This window comes from Archangium sp., from assembly GCF_036277355.1.
Classification (GTDB): domain Bacteria; phylum Myxococcota; class Myxococcia; order Myxococcales; family Myxococcaceae; genus Archangium.
Genome location: NZ_DASUNC010000041.1, coordinates 63,613 through 79,836 on the forward strand (window position 1 = coordinate 63,613; position 16,224 = coordinate 79,836).

9 protein-coding genes are annotated in these 16,224 nt (G+C 71.4%); 6 read left to right on the top strand and 3 right to left on the bottom strand.

The features are described from left to right. Positions 1-52: 52 nt before the first annotated feature. Positions 53-1,084: an ADYC domain-containing protein gene (locus VFZ09_RS10315; protein WP_329727348.1), complete on the top strand. Its 1,032-nt coding sequence runs from the start codon at positions 53-55 to the stop codon at positions 1,082-1,084. A gap of 6 nt (positions 1,085-1,090) precedes the next feature. Here VFZ09_RS10315 and VFZ09_RS10320 read toward each other — a convergent pair whose 3' ends face one another. Then, positions 1,091-1,996, bottom strand: coding sequence for a sigma-70 family RNA polymerase sigma factor (locus VFZ09_RS10320; protein ID WP_329727379.1), 906 nt, complete (start codon positions 1,994-1,996; stop codon positions 1,091-1,093). Between the two features lie 172 nt (positions 1,997-2,168). Here VFZ09_RS10320 and VFZ09_RS10325 point away from each other — a divergent pair, with 172 nt between their 5' ends. The 5 genes from VFZ09_RS10325 (at position 2,169) to VFZ09_RS10345 (ending at position 13,118) form a co-directional block, all read left to right on the top strand. Next, positions 2,169-6,056: a bifunctional serine/threonine-protein kinase/formylglycine-generating enzyme family protein gene (locus VFZ09_RS10325; protein ID WP_329727349.1), complete on the top strand. Its 3,888-nt coding sequence runs from the start codon at positions 2,169-2,171 to the stop codon at positions 6,054-6,056. A 56-nt stretch (positions 6,057-6,112) separates the two neighbouring features. Further along, complete coding sequence (locus VFZ09_RS10330; protein WP_329727350.1) at positions 6,113-6,547, top strand: helix-turn-helix domain-containing protein; 435 nt, start codon at positions 6,113-6,115, stop codon at positions 6,545-6,547. Positions 6,548-6,805: 258 nt separating this feature from the next. Further along, positions 6,806-8,869, top strand: a complete 2,064-nt coding sequence (locus VFZ09_RS10335; protein WP_329727351.1) for a CHAT domain-containing protein — start codon at positions 6,806-6,808, stop codon at positions 8,867-8,869. Continuing rightward, a complete protein-coding gene (locus VFZ09_RS10340) occupies positions 8,866-12,549 on the top strand; it encodes a hypothetical protein (protein ID WP_329727352.1) in 3,684 nt (1,227 codons plus the stop codon). Before VFZ09_RS10335 ends, VFZ09_RS10340 begins: the two co-directional genes overlap by 4 nt. A 98-nt stretch (positions 12,550-12,647) precedes the next feature. Continuing rightward, the gene (locus VFZ09_RS10345) at positions 12,648-13,118 is read left to right on the top strand and encodes a hypothetical protein (protein ID WP_329727353.1); all 471 of its coding nucleotides are present in this window, start codon (positions 12,648-12,650) and stop codon (positions 13,116-13,118) included. Between the two features lie 41 nt (positions 13,119-13,159). Here the strand turns inward: VFZ09_RS10345 and VFZ09_RS10350 are convergent, their stop codons facing one another. Then, on the bottom strand, positions 13,160-13,768 hold the full coding sequence (locus VFZ09_RS10350) for a hypothetical protein (RefSeq protein ID WP_329727354.1): 609 nt from the start codon (positions 13,766-13,768) through the stop codon (positions 13,160-13,162). A 6-nt stretch (positions 13,769-13,774) separates the two neighbouring features. Next, complete coding sequence (locus VFZ09_RS10355) at positions 13,775-16,138, bottom strand: hypothetical protein (RefSeq protein WP_329727355.1); 2,364 nt, start codon at positions 16,136-16,138, stop codon at positions 13,775-13,777. Positions 16,139-16,224 lie beyond the last annotated feature (86 nt).

The window sequence follows — 16,224 nt, forward strand, 5'->3', positions numbered from 1 at the left end:
TGCGGGGCAGCGGTTCGCGCCCACCGGAGTGAATGCCCAAGGAGAGAAGGTCATGACCGCGATGAAGAAGTATCTGTTGGCCTGGCTGTGTCTTCAGCTCCCCGTGCTGGCGCACGCCGAATCCACCGGGTCCGCGAGCGTGGCCCCCTCCGAGGCCGAGCGCTACGCGCGGCGCTGCCAGTCCCAGACGCGCCAGCGCACCGTGAAGCCCCAGGGGACGATGCTGTGGGGCACCCGGCGGAGCTGGGACACCGAGAAGATGGCCCCCGAGCGCAGCAGCGTGCTCGTCTCGGCCAGCCTCACGCCCGTGCTGCTGGCGGAGGCGCAGGGCAAGGCCTTGACGCTCGAGGGCGGGCACCTGGTGGCGCCCTCCACGGGCAAGGGCGTCGTCGGCGCCGTGCTCCAGGGGACGGCGAGCGACGGCAAGCCGGTGGAGGTGGCCATCTGCGGCGCGGAGCCTTCCGCCGAGGATCCCGGAATGGTCTGGTACCGCATCGAGGCCTGGAACGCGGTGGCCCAGGAGTGGGAGAACCCCTGCGTCGCGCTGGCTCGTGTGCCGGATCCCCGCGCGCTCGCGGTGGGCGGCGTCTGGGACGAGAGCGGCGCCCACCATCCAACGCCCGGCAGGTTCACCTTCGCCTGTGAGAACGGCGCCATCACCAAGTGCATCGGCTGGGGCTACAAGCCCTGGGCGAGCCGCGATGGGCAATCCCTGGCCCCCCTCCACCAGGCCTGCACGCGCATGGCCCGCGCGGACTACTGCGGCAATGGCCGCAGCCACACGCACGAGGACACTCCCCTCGACATCTATGATCGGCTCGGCGTGCTCGCGCGGACGACCGAGTCCTCGGCGGGATGGGAGCTCTCGCGGGCGTCCTTCGAGGCGGCGTGGGCAACGGATGGCGCCACCTGCCTGGCCCGGACGCGTGACGGCCGCGCGATGGAGACGATCCTCCAGGAGTGCCCCCACCGCTTCCAGACGGACGAGGCGCTCGAGCTGGGCGAGGGAGACCGGTGCACGGTGCGGCGCACGGACGTGAGCCCCGGGGCCGCGCTGCTGCGCAACCAGTCCTATGGCCCGTAGGACGCCTCAGGAGCGGGGCTCTCCGTCCTCCTGCTTCGTCTCCTCACTCAACAACTGGCTCATGTGCATCCGGCTCTCGAGGGTGGCCAGGAAGCTCTTGAAGTCACGGTGGGAGAGGCCCAGCCGCTTCTCCAGACGGCGCTGCGTCTCCTCGTAGATGGTCTGCCGTGTCGTCTTCAACCAGCGGGAGATCGTCGATTGATTGACGCGGAAGAGCGCGGCCAGCTCATACATCGACAGCTGATCGACGAAGTAGAGGCGGAGCCGGTGGCGATCCTCGTCCGAGAGCGTGGCGAAGGCCTCGCGCACGGCCTGGCGGAATTCGACCTGGTGACGCCGTTTGATGAGCTCCAGCTCCGTGTTGTCTTCCGTCGGGAGGTCGATGTCACCCGAGTCCTCCTCGGGAGCGGGCTTCTCGCCGAGCTGATGCTTGATGGCGGCGCGCACGCCGGTGACACGCACCCAGCTCAACAGGGCGCCCCGGCCCGTGTACTCCGAGATCTTCGGGCCCCCCTCGGGCGTGGGGACCAGGAGCTTCACGCGCACCTGCTGGCACACGTCGTCGAGCGTCGCGGTGGGCAGCTTGTGCCCCCGGAGCAGCCCCGGCAGCTTCGAGAGGTAGTGACGATCGAAGAGCTCGAGGGCGGAGGCCATCCCTCGCGTGCACGCACACGCGAGGTACAGCTCCGCCAGGGAGAGTTGCTCGAGGAGTGGCTCGACGGGACTGGGGGGCCGTGCCTCGGGCAGCCGTTCGGCGAGGTGCGTCACGAAGGGCTCGGCGGACAGGGCGACCGTTGGCCACTTCGCGCGGGCGCTCTCCCAGTGCTGGAGCAGCAGGCCTTCGAATGCGAGGGGATCCGCAGGAGGAAGGAAGCGCACCTTCACATGCGCGAGAAACGTCGCCGCCAACACAGACCCTTGCGCCATTGGGATTGCTGTACCATGCGCTCCGTCAGGCCAGCAACGGGCGCCCGGGCGCACTTCTCTGTCAGTGAAAGAGCCTGATTCTTTCGACGCCATGCATCCATTCACTCCCAACGACAATGGGTCGGGTGCATCCGATTGCCTGACGGACGAGCTCCTGGTGGATCTCCTCGATGGCCGTCTGTCCGACGAGGCGCTGGCCCGTGCCCATCGGCACGCCGCCGGGTGCGGTACCTGCCGGGCGCTCCTCGTCTCCATGTCGCGCGGGGGCCTGGGGGAGATGCCGGGTGTCCCGGAGAGCTCCGGACCGGGCGGCGCCGGTGTGGAGGAGCCAGGTCCATCGTGGACGCCGCCCGAGGTGTTCGACGAGTTCCGTCTCGAGCGCGTGCTCGGCCGTGGCGGCATGGGTGTCGTCTACCTGGCACACGACACCTCGCTGGACCGGCGCGTGGCGGTGAAGTTCATCGCCTCCCGCCAGCCCGAGCCCCGCGTCCGTGCGTACTTCGAGACCGAGGCCCGTGCGCTCGCCCGGTTGCAGCACCCGAACGTCGCCACGGTGTTCCGCGTCGGTGAAGTAAGGGGTCACCCGTACATCGTCTCCGAGTACGTCATGGGCCAGAGCCTCGCGGAGCTGCCCGTGCCCATGCCCTGGCGCCGGGTCCTGTCGCTCGGCGTGGGTCTGGCGCGGGGGCTCGCGGCGGCACACCGCCAGGGCGTGCTCCACCGCGACCTCAAGCCCTCCAACGCCCTCCTCACCGAAGCGGGCGAGGTGAAGCTGCTCGACTTCGGTCTGTCCGAGCGCTTCGAGCCGGGCGAGGCCTCTTCGCCGTCCAGCAATCACCTCGTGGGCACGCGGCCCTATCTGGCGCCCGAGCTGTTGGCGGGGGCTCCGGCGTCTCCTCGAAGCGACCTCTATGCCCTGGGCCTCGTGCTCCACGAGCTGTGGACGGGCGAGCTGCCACGGGGCCCGCTCCAGGTGGCGGAGGTGGAGGCCGCGCGGGAGGGAAGGCCGGAGATCGATCCGGACTTCGCCCTCCTCATCGCGCGGTGTCTGGCGCCCGAGCCGCTCGAGCGCTTCGCCTCGGCCGAGGCGCTCCGTGAAGCCCTCGAAAGGCTCGAGCAGAGCATCACCCCCGCGCCCCTGGCGGCCAGCAATCCCTATCGCGGCCTCGAGCCCTTCGAGGCCGAGCACCGGGCGCTCTTCTTCGGACGGGACGCGGACATTCGCGCCGTGCTCGAGCGCCTGCGCCACCAGCCGCTCGTCCTCGTCGCGGGGGACTCGGGGGCCGGCAAGTCCTCGCTGTGCCGTGCCGGCGTGCTGCCCCGGGTGGAGGCGGGGATGCTGGGCGAGGCCCATGAGCGGCTCACGCTGTGGCCCGGGCTCCGCCCGCTGGAGGCCCTGGCCGCCGCGCTCGCACCCGTCCTGGGCCGGAAGGAGGCGGAGCTCGTCACCGCGCTCGCGGACACCCCGGGCTGGCTCGGACAGGCGCTGCGCGAGCTGCACCAGGAGGGGCGGGGGCTGCTGCTCTTCGTGGACCAGCTCGAGGAGCTCCTCACCCTCTCCGAGCCGGTGCAGGCGGCGCACTTCGCCCGGCTCCTCGGCGAGCTCGCCCTGCCGTCGCAGCGAGTGCGCGTGCTGTTGACGGTGCGGGGCGACTTCCTGACGCGGCTGTGCGCGTTGCCCGGCCTGGGCGACGTGGCCGAGCGGGCGCTCTACATCCTCCGTCCCATGCCGCCCGAAGGGGTACGGGAGGCCATCGTCGGCCCCGCGCGTGGCCGGGGTGTGGTCTTCGAGTCCGCGGAGCTCATCCAGACGCTCGTCGAGTCCACGGCGCGCGGCGTGGGCAGCCTTCCGCTGCTCCAGTTCGCGCTCGCCGAGCTGTGGGAGCGGCGCCACCCGGCCCAGGGCCGCATCACCCGGGCGGCGCTCGAGGAGATGGGCGGCGTGGCCGGAGCGCTGTCGCGGCACGCGGATGGGGTGCTCGCGCGCCTGAGCCCCCACGAGCGCGAGGCGGCGCGGCGCCTGCTGCTCCAACTGGTGACAGGGGAGGGGACGCGCATCGAGCGCGCCGAGGAGGAGCTCGTCGAGAGCTCGGATGGGGCCACCGGTGCCGCCCTGCGCGCGCTCGTCGAGGGCCGCCTCCTGCACACGCGCACCACGGGAGGCCAGGCGCGCTGTGAGATCGCCCACGACTCGCTCATCGAGAGCTGGGGGACGCTGCGGGGCTGGCTCGACGACGACACCGGCCATCGCGCGGTGCGCAAGCGGCTCGAGACGGCGAGCGCCGAGTGGGAGCGCCTGTTGCGCGCCCGCGAGGCCCTGTGGGGCGAGCGTCAGCTCGATGAGGCGCGTCCGCTCGAGCCCTCCTCGCTGGGGCCCCGCGAGCGGGCCTTCCTCGTGGCCTCCCGCCGCGCCGTGACACGCCAGCGGTGGGGCCGTTGGCTCGTCGTGCTCGTCCTGGCCGTCACCGCCGCCGTCTCCTCTGGCGCTCTTCGCCTGCAGCGCTACCTCGAGGACGCGCGCTTCGTGGCCGCCCAGGCCGGCTCGGTGCGGGAGGCGCTCGCCACGGGCCGTGCGCTCGCCCTGCGCGCCAGCGTGCGCCGGGAGGAGGCGCTGGCGTTGTTCGACGGCCGGCCCTCCTCGACCATTGGTCCGGGCACCCTGCCGAGCCCCCAGGACCGCAGGCGGGCCGCCGAGCGGCGATGGAGCGAGGCGCTCGTCCTGAGGGAGCAGGCCAACGCGGAGTATGCCCGCGCGAGCCAGCTCCTGGAGAAGTCGCTGGATCGCGACCGCGGCCACGTGGAGACGCGCCGGCTCATCGCGGAGGTCACCTATGCCCGGTTCCTCCTCGCCGAGCGCTTCCACCAGCAACGCGAGCGCGACGCCTGGGCCCACCACCTGGAGCAGGTGACCGACACCGCGAAGGAGGGCGCGCAGTGGAGGCAACGGCTCCATGCTCCGGCCGAGCTGGAGCTGGTGACGGAACCTCCCGGCGCACGTGTCGAGCTCGAGCGCTACATCAATCTTCAGGGAACGCGGCACCGCCAGCCCGTTCCGAATATGGGTCCCCTGGGGCCCACCCCCCTCTCCCGGCTGCGCCTGCCCGAGGGCTCCTATCTCCTCCACGTCACGCACCCGGGCCGCGTGCCGGTGAGACTGCCGCTGCTCCTCGAGCATGGCGCCCGCGAGCAGGTCCGCCTCGTGCTCCCCACCGCGGTGCCCGCCGGCTACGTCTACATCCCGCCGGGCTGCTTCCTGCTGGGCAGCGCGGATCCGGAGGAGGTGCGGCTCTTCATGCTCAGCGCGCCGCTCCACCGGGTGTGTCTCAACGAGGGCTTCCTGATTGGCAGGCGGGAGGTGACGTTCGGCGACTGGCTGGCCTACCTCGACACCCTGCCCGCGGACGCGCCCGCCAGACGGCTGCTCGAGCAGCCGCGCTTCAGCAGCACCGGGGCCGTCACGCTGCGGTGGCAACCCGGTACCGGGTGGATCTTCTCCTTCTACCGCTCGCGCGAGGACGTCTTCTCGGCGAAGGAGGGGGAGACGTTCCGCTATCCGGCGCGCACCCTGCGCGACACCGCCGACTGGCGCCAGTTCCCCCTGTCCGGCGTCTCCTCCGAGGACCTGGTCCAGTTCTTCTTCTGGCTCGACCACACGGGGCGTCTGCCGGGCGCGCGCCTGTGCAGTCAGAACGAGTGGGAGTACGCGGCCCGAGGTGCCGATGGCCGCCGCTACCCCCATGGCGAGCAGCTGCAGCCCGACGACGCCAACATCGACGAGACCTATGGCCGGCTGCCCACGGCCTTCGGGCCCGACATGGTGGGCTCGCACCCGGCCTCGGTGAGCCCCTTCGGACTGGAGGACATGGCCGGCAACGCCTTCGAGCTCACCCGCTCGCCGACCGGGGAGTTCGGCCGCGTCGTCCTCCGGGGCGGCGCCTGGTACTACAACTCCTTCGGTGCCTACGTCGCGCAGATCTCCGAGGGAGATCCGACGGCGCGGGATGCCGCCATCGGCGTGCGCGTCTGCGCCTCGTTCTCGCCCTGAGCCGTCCGCTCCTGTCCCCCGGCCCCGGCCGTCCGCTCCTCGGGCGGGCCTCTGCATTGAGCTCGGGCAAGTCCGACCGGAGCAGCGAGACGCGCGAGCTGCTGCTCGTCACGGCGGAGCGGTTGTTCGCGGAGCACGGGGTGGAGGCGGTCTCCAACCGCCAGGTGAGCGAGGCGGCGGGCCAGTCCAACAACTTCGCGGTGGGCTACCACTTCGGCACCAAGGAGGAGCTCGTGGTGGCCATCGTGCGCCGGCACTACGAGCCGATCGAGCGGCGGCGGTCCGAGATGCTCGCGGAGATCAAGGGGGAGGCGGAGGTGCTCGTGCGGCAGGGGATGACGGAGCGCCGTCACATCGAGCTGTTCTCGTTCGTGGAAGGCATCAACGACGTCTACCTGGTGGCCACGGTCGTCGCCCTGCTGGCCGTGCCGCTCAGCCTCGGCATCCGCAAGAAGCCGGTGGAGTTCCAGGCCGCCGTGGAAGCACGATAGGGATTCCTGAGTGGGCCAGTGGAGTCGTGAGGCGCAGCGGCTCCGGGAGGGGCTCTCCGAGCGTCATGAGCGGCTCCAGCCCAGGACGCCCACGAGGCCGGGCAGGACAGGGTCCGTTCGGAGAAGCGACGCCACGGCAGCCCTCCCAATCGGAGCGACAGGGGCGCTCCTCGTCCTCGCGCGCCCTTCCTAACTTGAGGGTGGCTCTGGCGTGCTCGCGCCGCGCGGTGCACAGCGCCGGAACAAGGGGGTGGCGTGGTGTCAGCCTGGAAATCGTCCAAGGAATGGGTGGAGCTCGAGCTCCGGCGCGCCGGGGCCGAGGTGCAGGTGCGTGTCCAGGGCGGGAGCCGGGATGAGCAGACCGAACCCATCTCCCTCGGTCCCGACTTCACGCTCGAGTCGCTGGAACGGTTCTCGGCCGACGTGGGCAAGGCCGCCCAGGGGTGCAAGCCGCTCGAAGGGGCCCTGCTCGAGCGGGCCCATGCCCTCCACCAGGCCCTCTTCCGCGGGAAGATCCAGACGGTGTGGGCTCAACTCCACGAAGCGGCGGGGAGCGGCCAGGTCCTGCTCCGGCTGATGCTCCACGAGCCCTCGCTCCAGGCCGTTCCCTGGGAGGCGATCTGCGAGCCCGGGACGACCATGGGCTTCCTGGGCAACTCGCCGGACGTGCTCCCGACGCGGGGCGTGCACTCGACGGATCCCTTCAAGGTGCTCGAGGTGTCCGGTGCCATCCGCGTCCTGCCCATCGCCCCCTCGGGCCCCGCGGCCCTCACGACGCTGAAGCAGGCGCTCGCCGAGCGCATCTCGACAGGGGAGATCGAGTGGCTCGAGCCCCTCACCGATTCCCGCGCCGGGTGGCGCTCCCTGTCCGACCGCCTGGCGTGCGAGCCCTTCCCTCACGTCATCCATTTCATCGGCCATGGCGGCCTCGAGAAGGGCATTCCCACCCTGTTCCTGGGGGAGGACGACCGCGGCGAGCCGTGCTGGATTCGCGTGGAGCTGTTGGCCCAGCAACTCCAGGAGCGGTTGCGCCATCACCTGCTGCTGATGGTCCTCGAGGCGTGTGAAGGCGCGAATCCCGGGGCGCTGGCCAGCGCGGCGGAGCTGCTCGCCCGGGCCGGCGCGGATGCGGTCGTCGCCCATCTCTGGCCGGTCAAGACGGACGTGGCGCGCACGTCCTCGGCGACCTTCTACCGGGAGCTCACCGGCAAAGCCAAACGGCGGGGAGACGTGGCGCTCGCCCTCAACGATGCCCGGCGGGCGGTGTTGGGCGAGTTCCAGTGCAGCGCCGAGGCCTTCTCGCCGGTGCTCTACCTGCGCGGGCACGACTCCGTGCTGTTCGATTTCGAGGGCCGGAGGGTCTCCCCTCCGCGGCCCCTCTCCCCGGGGGCGGCCGTGGACGTGGCACCGCCCTCGCCAGCCCTGCAGCGGCTGCTGGAGGGGCCCTTCACCCTGCTGCTGGGGGACCAGTGGAAGGACGAGCGTCTGGTGCTGGAGGGGGACTTCCGCCAGCACCTGTGCGAGGAGCTCGCGAAGGAGGGAGAGGATGGCGACGCGCTCCGCTGGTTGCCGCTGAGCGCCCTCACCGAGCGGTATGTGCTGCATTGGTCGGAGGAGCGGCTGCTCTGGCGGTTCCAGAACGTGTTCAAGAGCGTCCAGCCGGCCTCGCCCCTGCTCGTGTCCTTGGCGCGGCGGCTCGTGCCCGGGGTCCACATCACCCTGCTGCGCTTCCCCATGCTGGAGCTCGTCCTGGCCGAGCAGCGGCCGGAGCTCACGCTCTATGCCATCCAGCCGCCGGCGCCTGGCGCACGCTCGGACGCGCCGGCGACCATGATGCGGCGCGCGGCGGGCGCGGAGGGCTGGGAGCAGATCGCAGATCTGCCCAGGGAGCGCGACAGGCAGCGGGAGCTCATGGTGCTCCGGCTCTACAGCGGCTTCCTGCCGGAGCGGGACTCCGGCCAGCCCCTCATCACCGAGGACCACTACCTGCTGGGCATCCATGAGCTGAATGAGCTGCGTCCTCCCGAGCTCACCAGCTTCATCGGGGGCGAGCTGTACAACCAGCCCGTCCTGCTGCTGGGCATGTCGCTGCTGTCCTGGCACCACCGCATGTTGCTCCACCGGCTCTTCGGGAGGAGGCCCCTGCCGTTCGGAAGCGTGGTGTTGCTCGAGCCCGAGGCGGCGAAGAAGGAGCGGCGCCTGTGGGAGAGCGGCAAGGGCCTGCCGGGGGGAGAGGGGGGCGAGGGCGTGCAGGTCGTCGGCTCGGGTGTTCCGGAGCTGGTGGGCTCGCTCGGCACGTCCGAGGAGGCGAGGGCGCCATGAGTGGAGCGGAGCGGATCAATCCCTTTCCGGGGCCCAAACCCTACCGGGAGCAGGAGCGCGAGCGTTTCCTGGGCCGGGAGGAGTGCACGCGGCTGCTGGCCAACAACATCCTGATGCACCCGTGTGTCCTGCTCTTCGGCCCGTCGGGGTCGGGCAAGTCGTCGCTGATGCAGGCCGGGGTGGTGCCCCTGCTGGAGGTGCAGTACCGCTTCCGCACGGTGCGCGTGGATGCCTGGCTGAAGGAGGAGCCGCCGCTGGAAGTGCTGGCGAAGGCGATGTTCTCCCGCTTCGAGCTGGGAGAGGTGCCCGCGGGGATGGCGCCCGCCGAGGCCATCGAGGAAGCCATCCGGTGGGAGAAGCGCTCCTCGGAGCGGCCCGTCCTCCTCTACCTGGATCAACTGGAGCAGCTGCTGTTCCCGGACAGGAAAGCGGAGGAGCTGGGCGAGCTGGTGAAGTGCCTGGAGCTGCTGGCGCACAAGCCCGTCCGGGGGCTGCAGCTGGTGCTGGCGCTGCGGGAGGACTACCTGGGGCGCTTCCGGCACAGGGCGAGGGGACGGAAGGTGCTGTGGGAGCAGGGCTTCCGGCTGGGGCCGCTCACGGTGGGGGAGATGGTGGGGGTGGCCTGTCAGCTGGCGGGCATGGGCGTGCCGAAGCAGACGTGGGAGAAGGACGAGGTGCGCCGGTTGATCCTCCAGGTGCGGGAGAAGGGGCAGGCAGAGACGGACGAGGCGGAGGTGCAGGCGGCGTTCGCGCAGATCGTCTGCCATGCGCTGTGGGAGGAGCGGGCGGAGAAGGGAAGCGTGGCGGGGCCGGTGGATGCGGAGCCCATCGTGCACAGGTACCTGGAGGCGACGCTGGAGGGGTTGGGGCCGCTGAAGGCGGATGCGCGGAGGCTGCTGGAGGAGTACCTGGTGGCGAGCGACGGCACGCGGACGCTGCTGATGGAGGAGCAGGCGCGGGCGGTGCTGCCGGCGGGGGAGGCGCAGAAGGTCTTGAAGAGCCTGGAGGACGCGGCGGTGCTGAGGGCGGAGGCGCACGGGGGGAGCCGCTACTTCGAGCTGGGCCACGACTGGCTGGCCAGGAAGGTGCTGGAGCTCCGGAGCAAGCGGCTGGGGGAGGAGCGGGCGCTCGAGCGCGAGCGGCTGAAGCGGGAGGAGGCGGCGCGCAGGCGGCAACGGGAGCGGGCCAGCCGGCGCAGGTTGCTCCTCGTCACGGCGGTGTCCTCCGCGGGGGCGCTGCTGATGGGCGCCCTGCTGCTCTGGACCCTGGGACTGAAGCGACTGGTCCTGGATCAAGCCCTGATGGCGGGCGCTCAGGAATGGGTGGCGCGCGATCAGCCCGATACGGCGATCAGTCTGCTCTCGGAGATCAAACATCCGAAGAAGGTGCGGGGGTGGGTGGAGCTGTCGAACGAGGCGCTGGCCTCGAATCATCTCATCGGGGTGCTTCCCGCTGGGGAGCTCATCACGGCCGCGGCGATCAGTCCGGACGGGCAGCACGTGGTGACGGCCTCCGAGGACGGGACGGCGCGGGTGTGGCGCGCGGATGGGACGGGCGAGCCGGTGGTGTTGGAGGTGCACGAGGGGACGGTGAGGTCTGTCGCGTTCAGCCCGGACGGGCAGCACGTGGTGACGGCTTCCTCGGACGGGACGGCGCGGGTGTGGCGCGCGGACGGGATGGACGTGCCGGTGGCGTTGACGGGGCACGAGGCGGGTGTCACTTCCGCCACGTTCAGCCCGGCGGGGGATCGGGTGGTGACGACGTCCTCGGACGGGACGGCGCGGGTGTGGCGCGCGGACGGGACGGGCGTGCCGGTGGCGTTGAAGGGGCACACGAAGCCGCTCACGTCCGCCGCGTTCAGCCCGGACGGGCAGCGCGTGGTGACGGCTTCCATGGACGGGACGGCGCGGGTGTGGCGCGCGGACGGGACGGGCATGACGGTGGTGTTGAAGGGGCTCGCGGAGCAATGCACGGCGCGTCCACTCCAGGGGACGCCACGCCAGGAGGAGCCACTCCAGTCCGCCGCGTTCAGCCCGAAGGGGGAGCGCGTGGTGACGGCTTCCTTCAACGGGACGGTGCGCGTGTGGCGGGCGGACGGGACTGGGAAGCCAGTGGTGTTGTGCGGGCACACGGAGTCGCTCACGGCCGTCGTGTTCAGCCCGGAGGGGGAGCGGGTGTTGACAGCTTCCTTCGACGGGACGGTGCGCGTGTGGCGGGCGGACGGGACGGGCGAGCCGGTGGTGTTGAAGGGGCACACGAAGTCGCTCACGGCCGCCGCGTTCAGCCCGAAGGGGGAGCGCGTGGTGACGGCCTCCTCGGACGGGACAGCGCGGGTGTGGCGTGTGGACGGGACGGGCGAGCCGGTGCTGTGGGCGGGGCACGAGGGGCCGGTGCGGTCTGTCGCGTTCAGCTCGGACGGACAGCGTGTGATGACGGCCTCCACGGACAGGACGGCGCGGGTATGGCAGGTGGACGGGACGGGCGAGCCGGTGCTGCTGCGCGGGCCCGAGGAGCCACTCGTGGCGGTCGCCTTCAGCCCGGACGGACAGCGGGTGGCAACGGCTTCCCTGGATGGGACGGCGCGGGTGTGGCGGGCGGACGGGACGGGCGAGCCGGTGGTGTTGAAGGGGCACGAGGGGCCGGTGATGTCTGTCGCGTTCAGCCCGGACGGGCAGCACGTGGTGACGGCTTCCGAGGACGGGACGGCGCGGGTGTGGCGCGCGGACGGGACGGGCGAGCCGGTGGTGTTGAAGGGGCACGAGGCGGGTGTCACCTCCGCCGCGTTCAGCCCCAAGGGGGAGCGGGTGGTGACGACATCCTCGGACGGGACGGCGCGGGTGTGGAACGCGGATGGGACGGGCACGCCGGTGGTGTTGAAGGAGCACGAGTGGGCGATCGAGCCCACCGCGTTCGCGGGCGGAGGGGGCAAGCCGCTGGTCTTCGGGCGCACGAAGCCGCTCACGGCCGCCGCGTTCAGTCCCAACGGGGAGCGGGTGGTGGCGGCTTCCTATGACGGGACGGCGTGGGTGTGGCGCGCGGACGGCTCGGGCGAGCCGGTGAAGTTGTCGGGGCCCACCCGGGGACTCCAGTCCGTCGCGTTCAGCCCCAAGGGGGAGCGGGTGGTGGCGGCCTCCCTGGACGGGACGGCGTGGGTGTGGCGCGCGGATGGGTCGGGCAAGCCGATCGAGTTGCACGCTCGAGAGGCGGATGTCTCGGCCGCCGTGTTCAGCCCCGAGGGGGAGCGGAAGATGGCTGCTTCCGGGGACGGGGCGAGCGAGCCGAGGGGGTGGGGGAACACGAAGCCGCCCGCGGCCGCCGTGTTCAGCCCGGATGGGAAGCGGGTGGTGACGGCCTCCCTGGACGGGACGGTGCGCGTGTGGCGGGCGGATGGGAAGGGCAGGCCCCTCACGGTGTGGAAGTGGTCCACGGCGTCACTCACGGCCATCGCGTTCAGCCCGGATGGGGCGCGGGTCCTCACCGGTTCCGTGGATGGAATCGCGAGAAACTGGCCCGTCTCCATCGAGTCCATTCAGCAACTGCTCCAGGAGGCCCGCACGAACTGTCTCTCCTCCGAATTGCGTCACACCTATTTCGACGAGAGCGAGGAGACGGCCCGGAGCAGATACGAGGCATGTGAGCGCTCCCACCACCGCACTCCCCTGCCCGAGGAGGCCTCTTGAGCCCCCGCAGGGCCGCCCGTCTTCTTCGGGGGGGCCTCTTTCCCCTGGAACCCCCCGTCTCCAATTCAACAGGGGGAAACAGCCACGCGGAGAGTCCCATGCGAAAAGCCCATGTCCTGCTGCTCGTCACGCTGAGCCTGCTCGCCGCCCCCGCCCTGGCCGAGGAGATCATCCATCCGGAGAGCGGCCTGAAATTCGTTCTGCCCCGTGGGTGGACGTACTCACAGGACGGCGACGCCCTCATCGCCACCAATCTGAACGGGACGGTCTCCATGATCTTCCTGGTGACGGATATCGACAGCTCCGCGGATCTGCTCGACGCCATCAGCCAGGAGCTGGGCGACAGCATCCAGGATGCCCAGCTCACCAACCAGCCCGTCAGCCAGCAGAGCCACGGCCTGACGCTGGTTCATGCCGAGGGCATCGGCATCTGCGGGGGTGAGGCGTGTGATTGGGATCTCACCCTCGTGACAGGTGGCAGGAAGAACCTCTTCATGGTGGCCATCGGCGATATCGCCACCAACGAGAGCGCCATCCACCGCGTGTACGACTCCATCAGGAGTCAGTGAAAGCCATCCCCCCGCTCACGGGGGCGCCGGAGAGGAACCGCTCAGGGCCGCTGGACGGAGCAGCGGCCCTCGGCGCGGCGCGTGAGGTCCTCGGCCACGGTGCGCAGCAGGCCCCGCGTCAGCGCCGAGCGCTGCGCCTCCGTCTTCTCCCCCTGTGTGAGCCACTGCGCCATCTTGCCCAGGCTCGCCGCCGTCACCACCTGCAGCCGCACCCCCACCTCCACCTCGAGGGCCGCGCCGGCCTCCGGCTCCTCCTCCAGCGTCCACGCCACCCGCTCCAGCTCCAGCGTTCCCACGCCCGCCGCCAGCGGCCTGCCGTCCAGCAGCCAGCCGCCCTCCTTCGCCGAGTACGCCAGCACCTGCGTCAGCCTCGCCGCGTCCATCCGCTCGGAGAACCACAGCGGCCGGCGCCGCAGCAGCGTCAGCTCCACCTCCAGCCGCCCCGCCAGCCCCAGCCGCATCAACCGCTCCAGCTCGGGCGCCACCAGCGCGAGCGCCTCGGGCCGCACCACCACGCGCCGCCCCGTCCGCGCCGCCGAGCACGTCACCTTCGGCGGCTCCTCGCCCCGGGCCACGGGCGCGAGCAGGCCCAACGCGGCCACCAGCGCCGCGCCGGAACTCCTCCCTCTGCTCGTGCCAGTCGGCCGCATGGTGTCTCAGAAGGGCCGCACGAAGAGCAGCCGCGCCTCGGGGGAGAGCGACGCGCGCTCGTCCGTGCGCCAGGCCACCGACAGGTGCACCGAGTCCCCGAAGTACAGCTGCGCGCCCAGGCCCAGCTTCGGATCCATCCAGCCCAGCTCCTGGGTGTGCACCGTGCCCATGTCCGCGAAGACCCCGATGAAGTCCCACCGGTACTCCGCGCTCGCCAGCAGCGAGGCGTCCCCGCGGAACTCCTTGAAGGCGTAGCCGCGCAGCCCGCTCCACCCGCCCAGGGCCTCCTGCTTCTGCAGGGGCAGGTCCTCGCCGCCCGCCGCGCGCACGCGCAGCCGCAGGCCGTCATCGTGGCCGGTGTTCACGTACAGCACGTTGTCGCTCACCAGCTTCCAGAAGCGGTACTCCGCGCCACCGCCCAGCGCCGGGCTGCCCACCTCCAGCGTCAGCAGGTTGCGCACCGCCGTCCGCTCCGGCCAACCCCAGTCGTGCCGCACCTGGGACAGCTCGGGGTTGCGGAAGAGCGGGCCCCCGCGCGAGGAGCGCTTCGCGTCGCTCGCGTACTCGATGCGGCCCACCACCGACGTCATCCGTCCCTCGTCCACCAGCGGGTTGGGGAAGGGCGCCGAGTCGCGCCGGAAGAGCGAGAAGGGCGGCGAGAAGCTCACCAGCGAGTCATACGTGTCCCGGCGGTACTCCGCCCCCACGAGCAGCTGGGGCGACAGGCGCCAGGTGGCGAAGCCCGTGAGGCCCTTGCGCCGGAAGTACTCCGCGTCCGGGCGGTTGAGCAGCGCGGAGTAGATGTACGAGTCGATGGCGCCCATCCGCCACCGGTCGTTGGTGTCCGTGAAGTCATACAGCTGGACGCCCACCTCGGCGAGCCGCACCGCCGGCACCTCCACCTTCGCTCCCACCAGCCAGTTGAGCCGCCGCTGGAAGGCCGTTTGCTCCGGATCGCCCGGGATGCGCTGGCCGCCCCAGCGCAGGGGGATGGTCAGTGCCCCCTCCAGCGTCACGTGGGCCCGGTTGTGCACGTCCCACAGCTTGAGCGAGCCCGACAGGCCGGGCGCGAAGCCCGTCACCTGCGTGTGCATGGGGATGAGCTCCGCGTCGAAGCTGGAGCCTCTCGGGCGCGCGTGCACCACCACGCGGCGGCCCACGGTGGTGATGGCCTCGTCCCCGGAGCCGTGCTTCCACCCCTCCGCCAATGCCTCCCAGGACAGCTCCACGTCGTCGTCCCAGTGCTTGCGCTTCTTCTCGCGCTGCGTCTCCTCCACCGGCCGGTAGCGCCGCCCGCCGTTCTCCTCGCGCACCTCCTCGAAGCGCGTGGCCGGCCTGGGCAGCGCCTCCACGTCCCGCAGCTTGAGGAAGGGCATCTCGTGCTCCAGACGCTCCTCCGCCCGGCGCAGATCGCTGCGCAGCAGGACGTCGCCGGGCTTGATGCCCATGACCTCGCGCACCCGCGCCGCCACGTCCTCCTCCACGCCCCGCACCTCCACCGCCTCCACCGTGCCCTCGTCCACCCGCAGCCGCAGCTGCCCCTCCGGTGTCAGCGTGGCGTCGAGGCTCGCGAGCAGGTAGCCCTCGTCCTCGAGCTCGTCCTGTGCGCGCTCCAGCGCCTCGGGCAGCCCCTTCCACACGAAGCCCGGGTGGAACCGGCCCTCGTCATCGAAGAAGGCCAGCAGCTCCTTCGGCGGGTTCGGCGCCAGGCACTTCCGGGAGGACACGTGCCACCGGATTCCCTCCGCTCCGATGTGCACGAGGGTCTCCGCGTCGTCGTCGTCGTCGTCCTCCTCCTCATCGTTCGTGGAGGCGGACGGCGGCAGGCGGAACAGCTGGTCCTGTACGTCCTCCTGCTCGTCCTTCTGCAGGCCGGTGATGTCCACGCTCGTCACGTGGGGCTGCTCCTCCAGGGCCACCACCAGCACCGGCGTCGCGCCCTCCGCGAGCCGAACCGTGGGCGTCACCTTCGAGAACAGCCCCGTGCTCGCGAGACGCTCGAGGATGAGGGCCGCCTGCTCCGGGGAGAGCGTGCCCTTCTCCGGAACGTGCGCCAGTGCGCGCACCACGGGCTCGGAGAGGCGCTGGAGGCCCTCGAGCTTCACGTCCGCCAGCGCGCGGTTCTCCCCGTTGACGCTCAGCCGCAGCGCGCCGAGCACCTCGGAGTCCGGCGCGTCGTCCGCCTCGGCCAGGCAGGGGTCTTCTGGCGGCCGGGGTGGGGGCGCCTCCTGGGTGGCGGCCGGGGGCGTCGTGCCGTCCTTGCCGGAGGTCTCGGGCGTCTGGGGCGTGGCGACGCCCTGGGCGTTGGCCGCGAGTGACAGGAAGCAGAGAAGGTGTGCGATGCGGTTCATGCGGGACGGGAGGAGCATGAGGCGTTCCAGGCCGGCGGGCGCTGCAAGTGCGCGAAACCACAGGGGGCCGCACCTCGCGGAGGATGTCATCTCCACATCCTGAT

What these genes read in the sequence shown, in the direction of transcription:
- VFZ09_RS10315 (WP_329727348.1), top strand. Translation starts at nt 53, where the DNA reads ATGACCGCGATGAAGAAGTATCTGTTGGCCTGGCTGTGTCTTCAGCTC.
- VFZ09_RS10340 (WP_329727352.1), top strand. Translation starts at nt 8,866, where the DNA reads ATGAGTGGAGCGGAGCGGATCAATCCCTTTCCGGGGCCCAAACCCTAC.
- VFZ09_RS10345 (WP_329727353.1), top strand. Translation starts at nt 12,648, where the DNA reads ATGCGAAAAGCCCATGTCCTGCTGCTCGTCACGCTGAGCCTGCTCGCC.
- VFZ09_RS10350 (WP_329727354.1), bottom strand. Translation starts at nt 13,768, where the DNA reads ATGCGGCCGACTGGCACGAGCAGAGGGAGGAGTTCCGGCGCGGCGCTG.
- VFZ09_RS10355 (WP_329727355.1), bottom strand. Translation starts at nt 16,138, where the DNA reads ATGCTCCTCCCGTCCCGCATGAACCGCATCGCACACCTTCTCTGCTTC.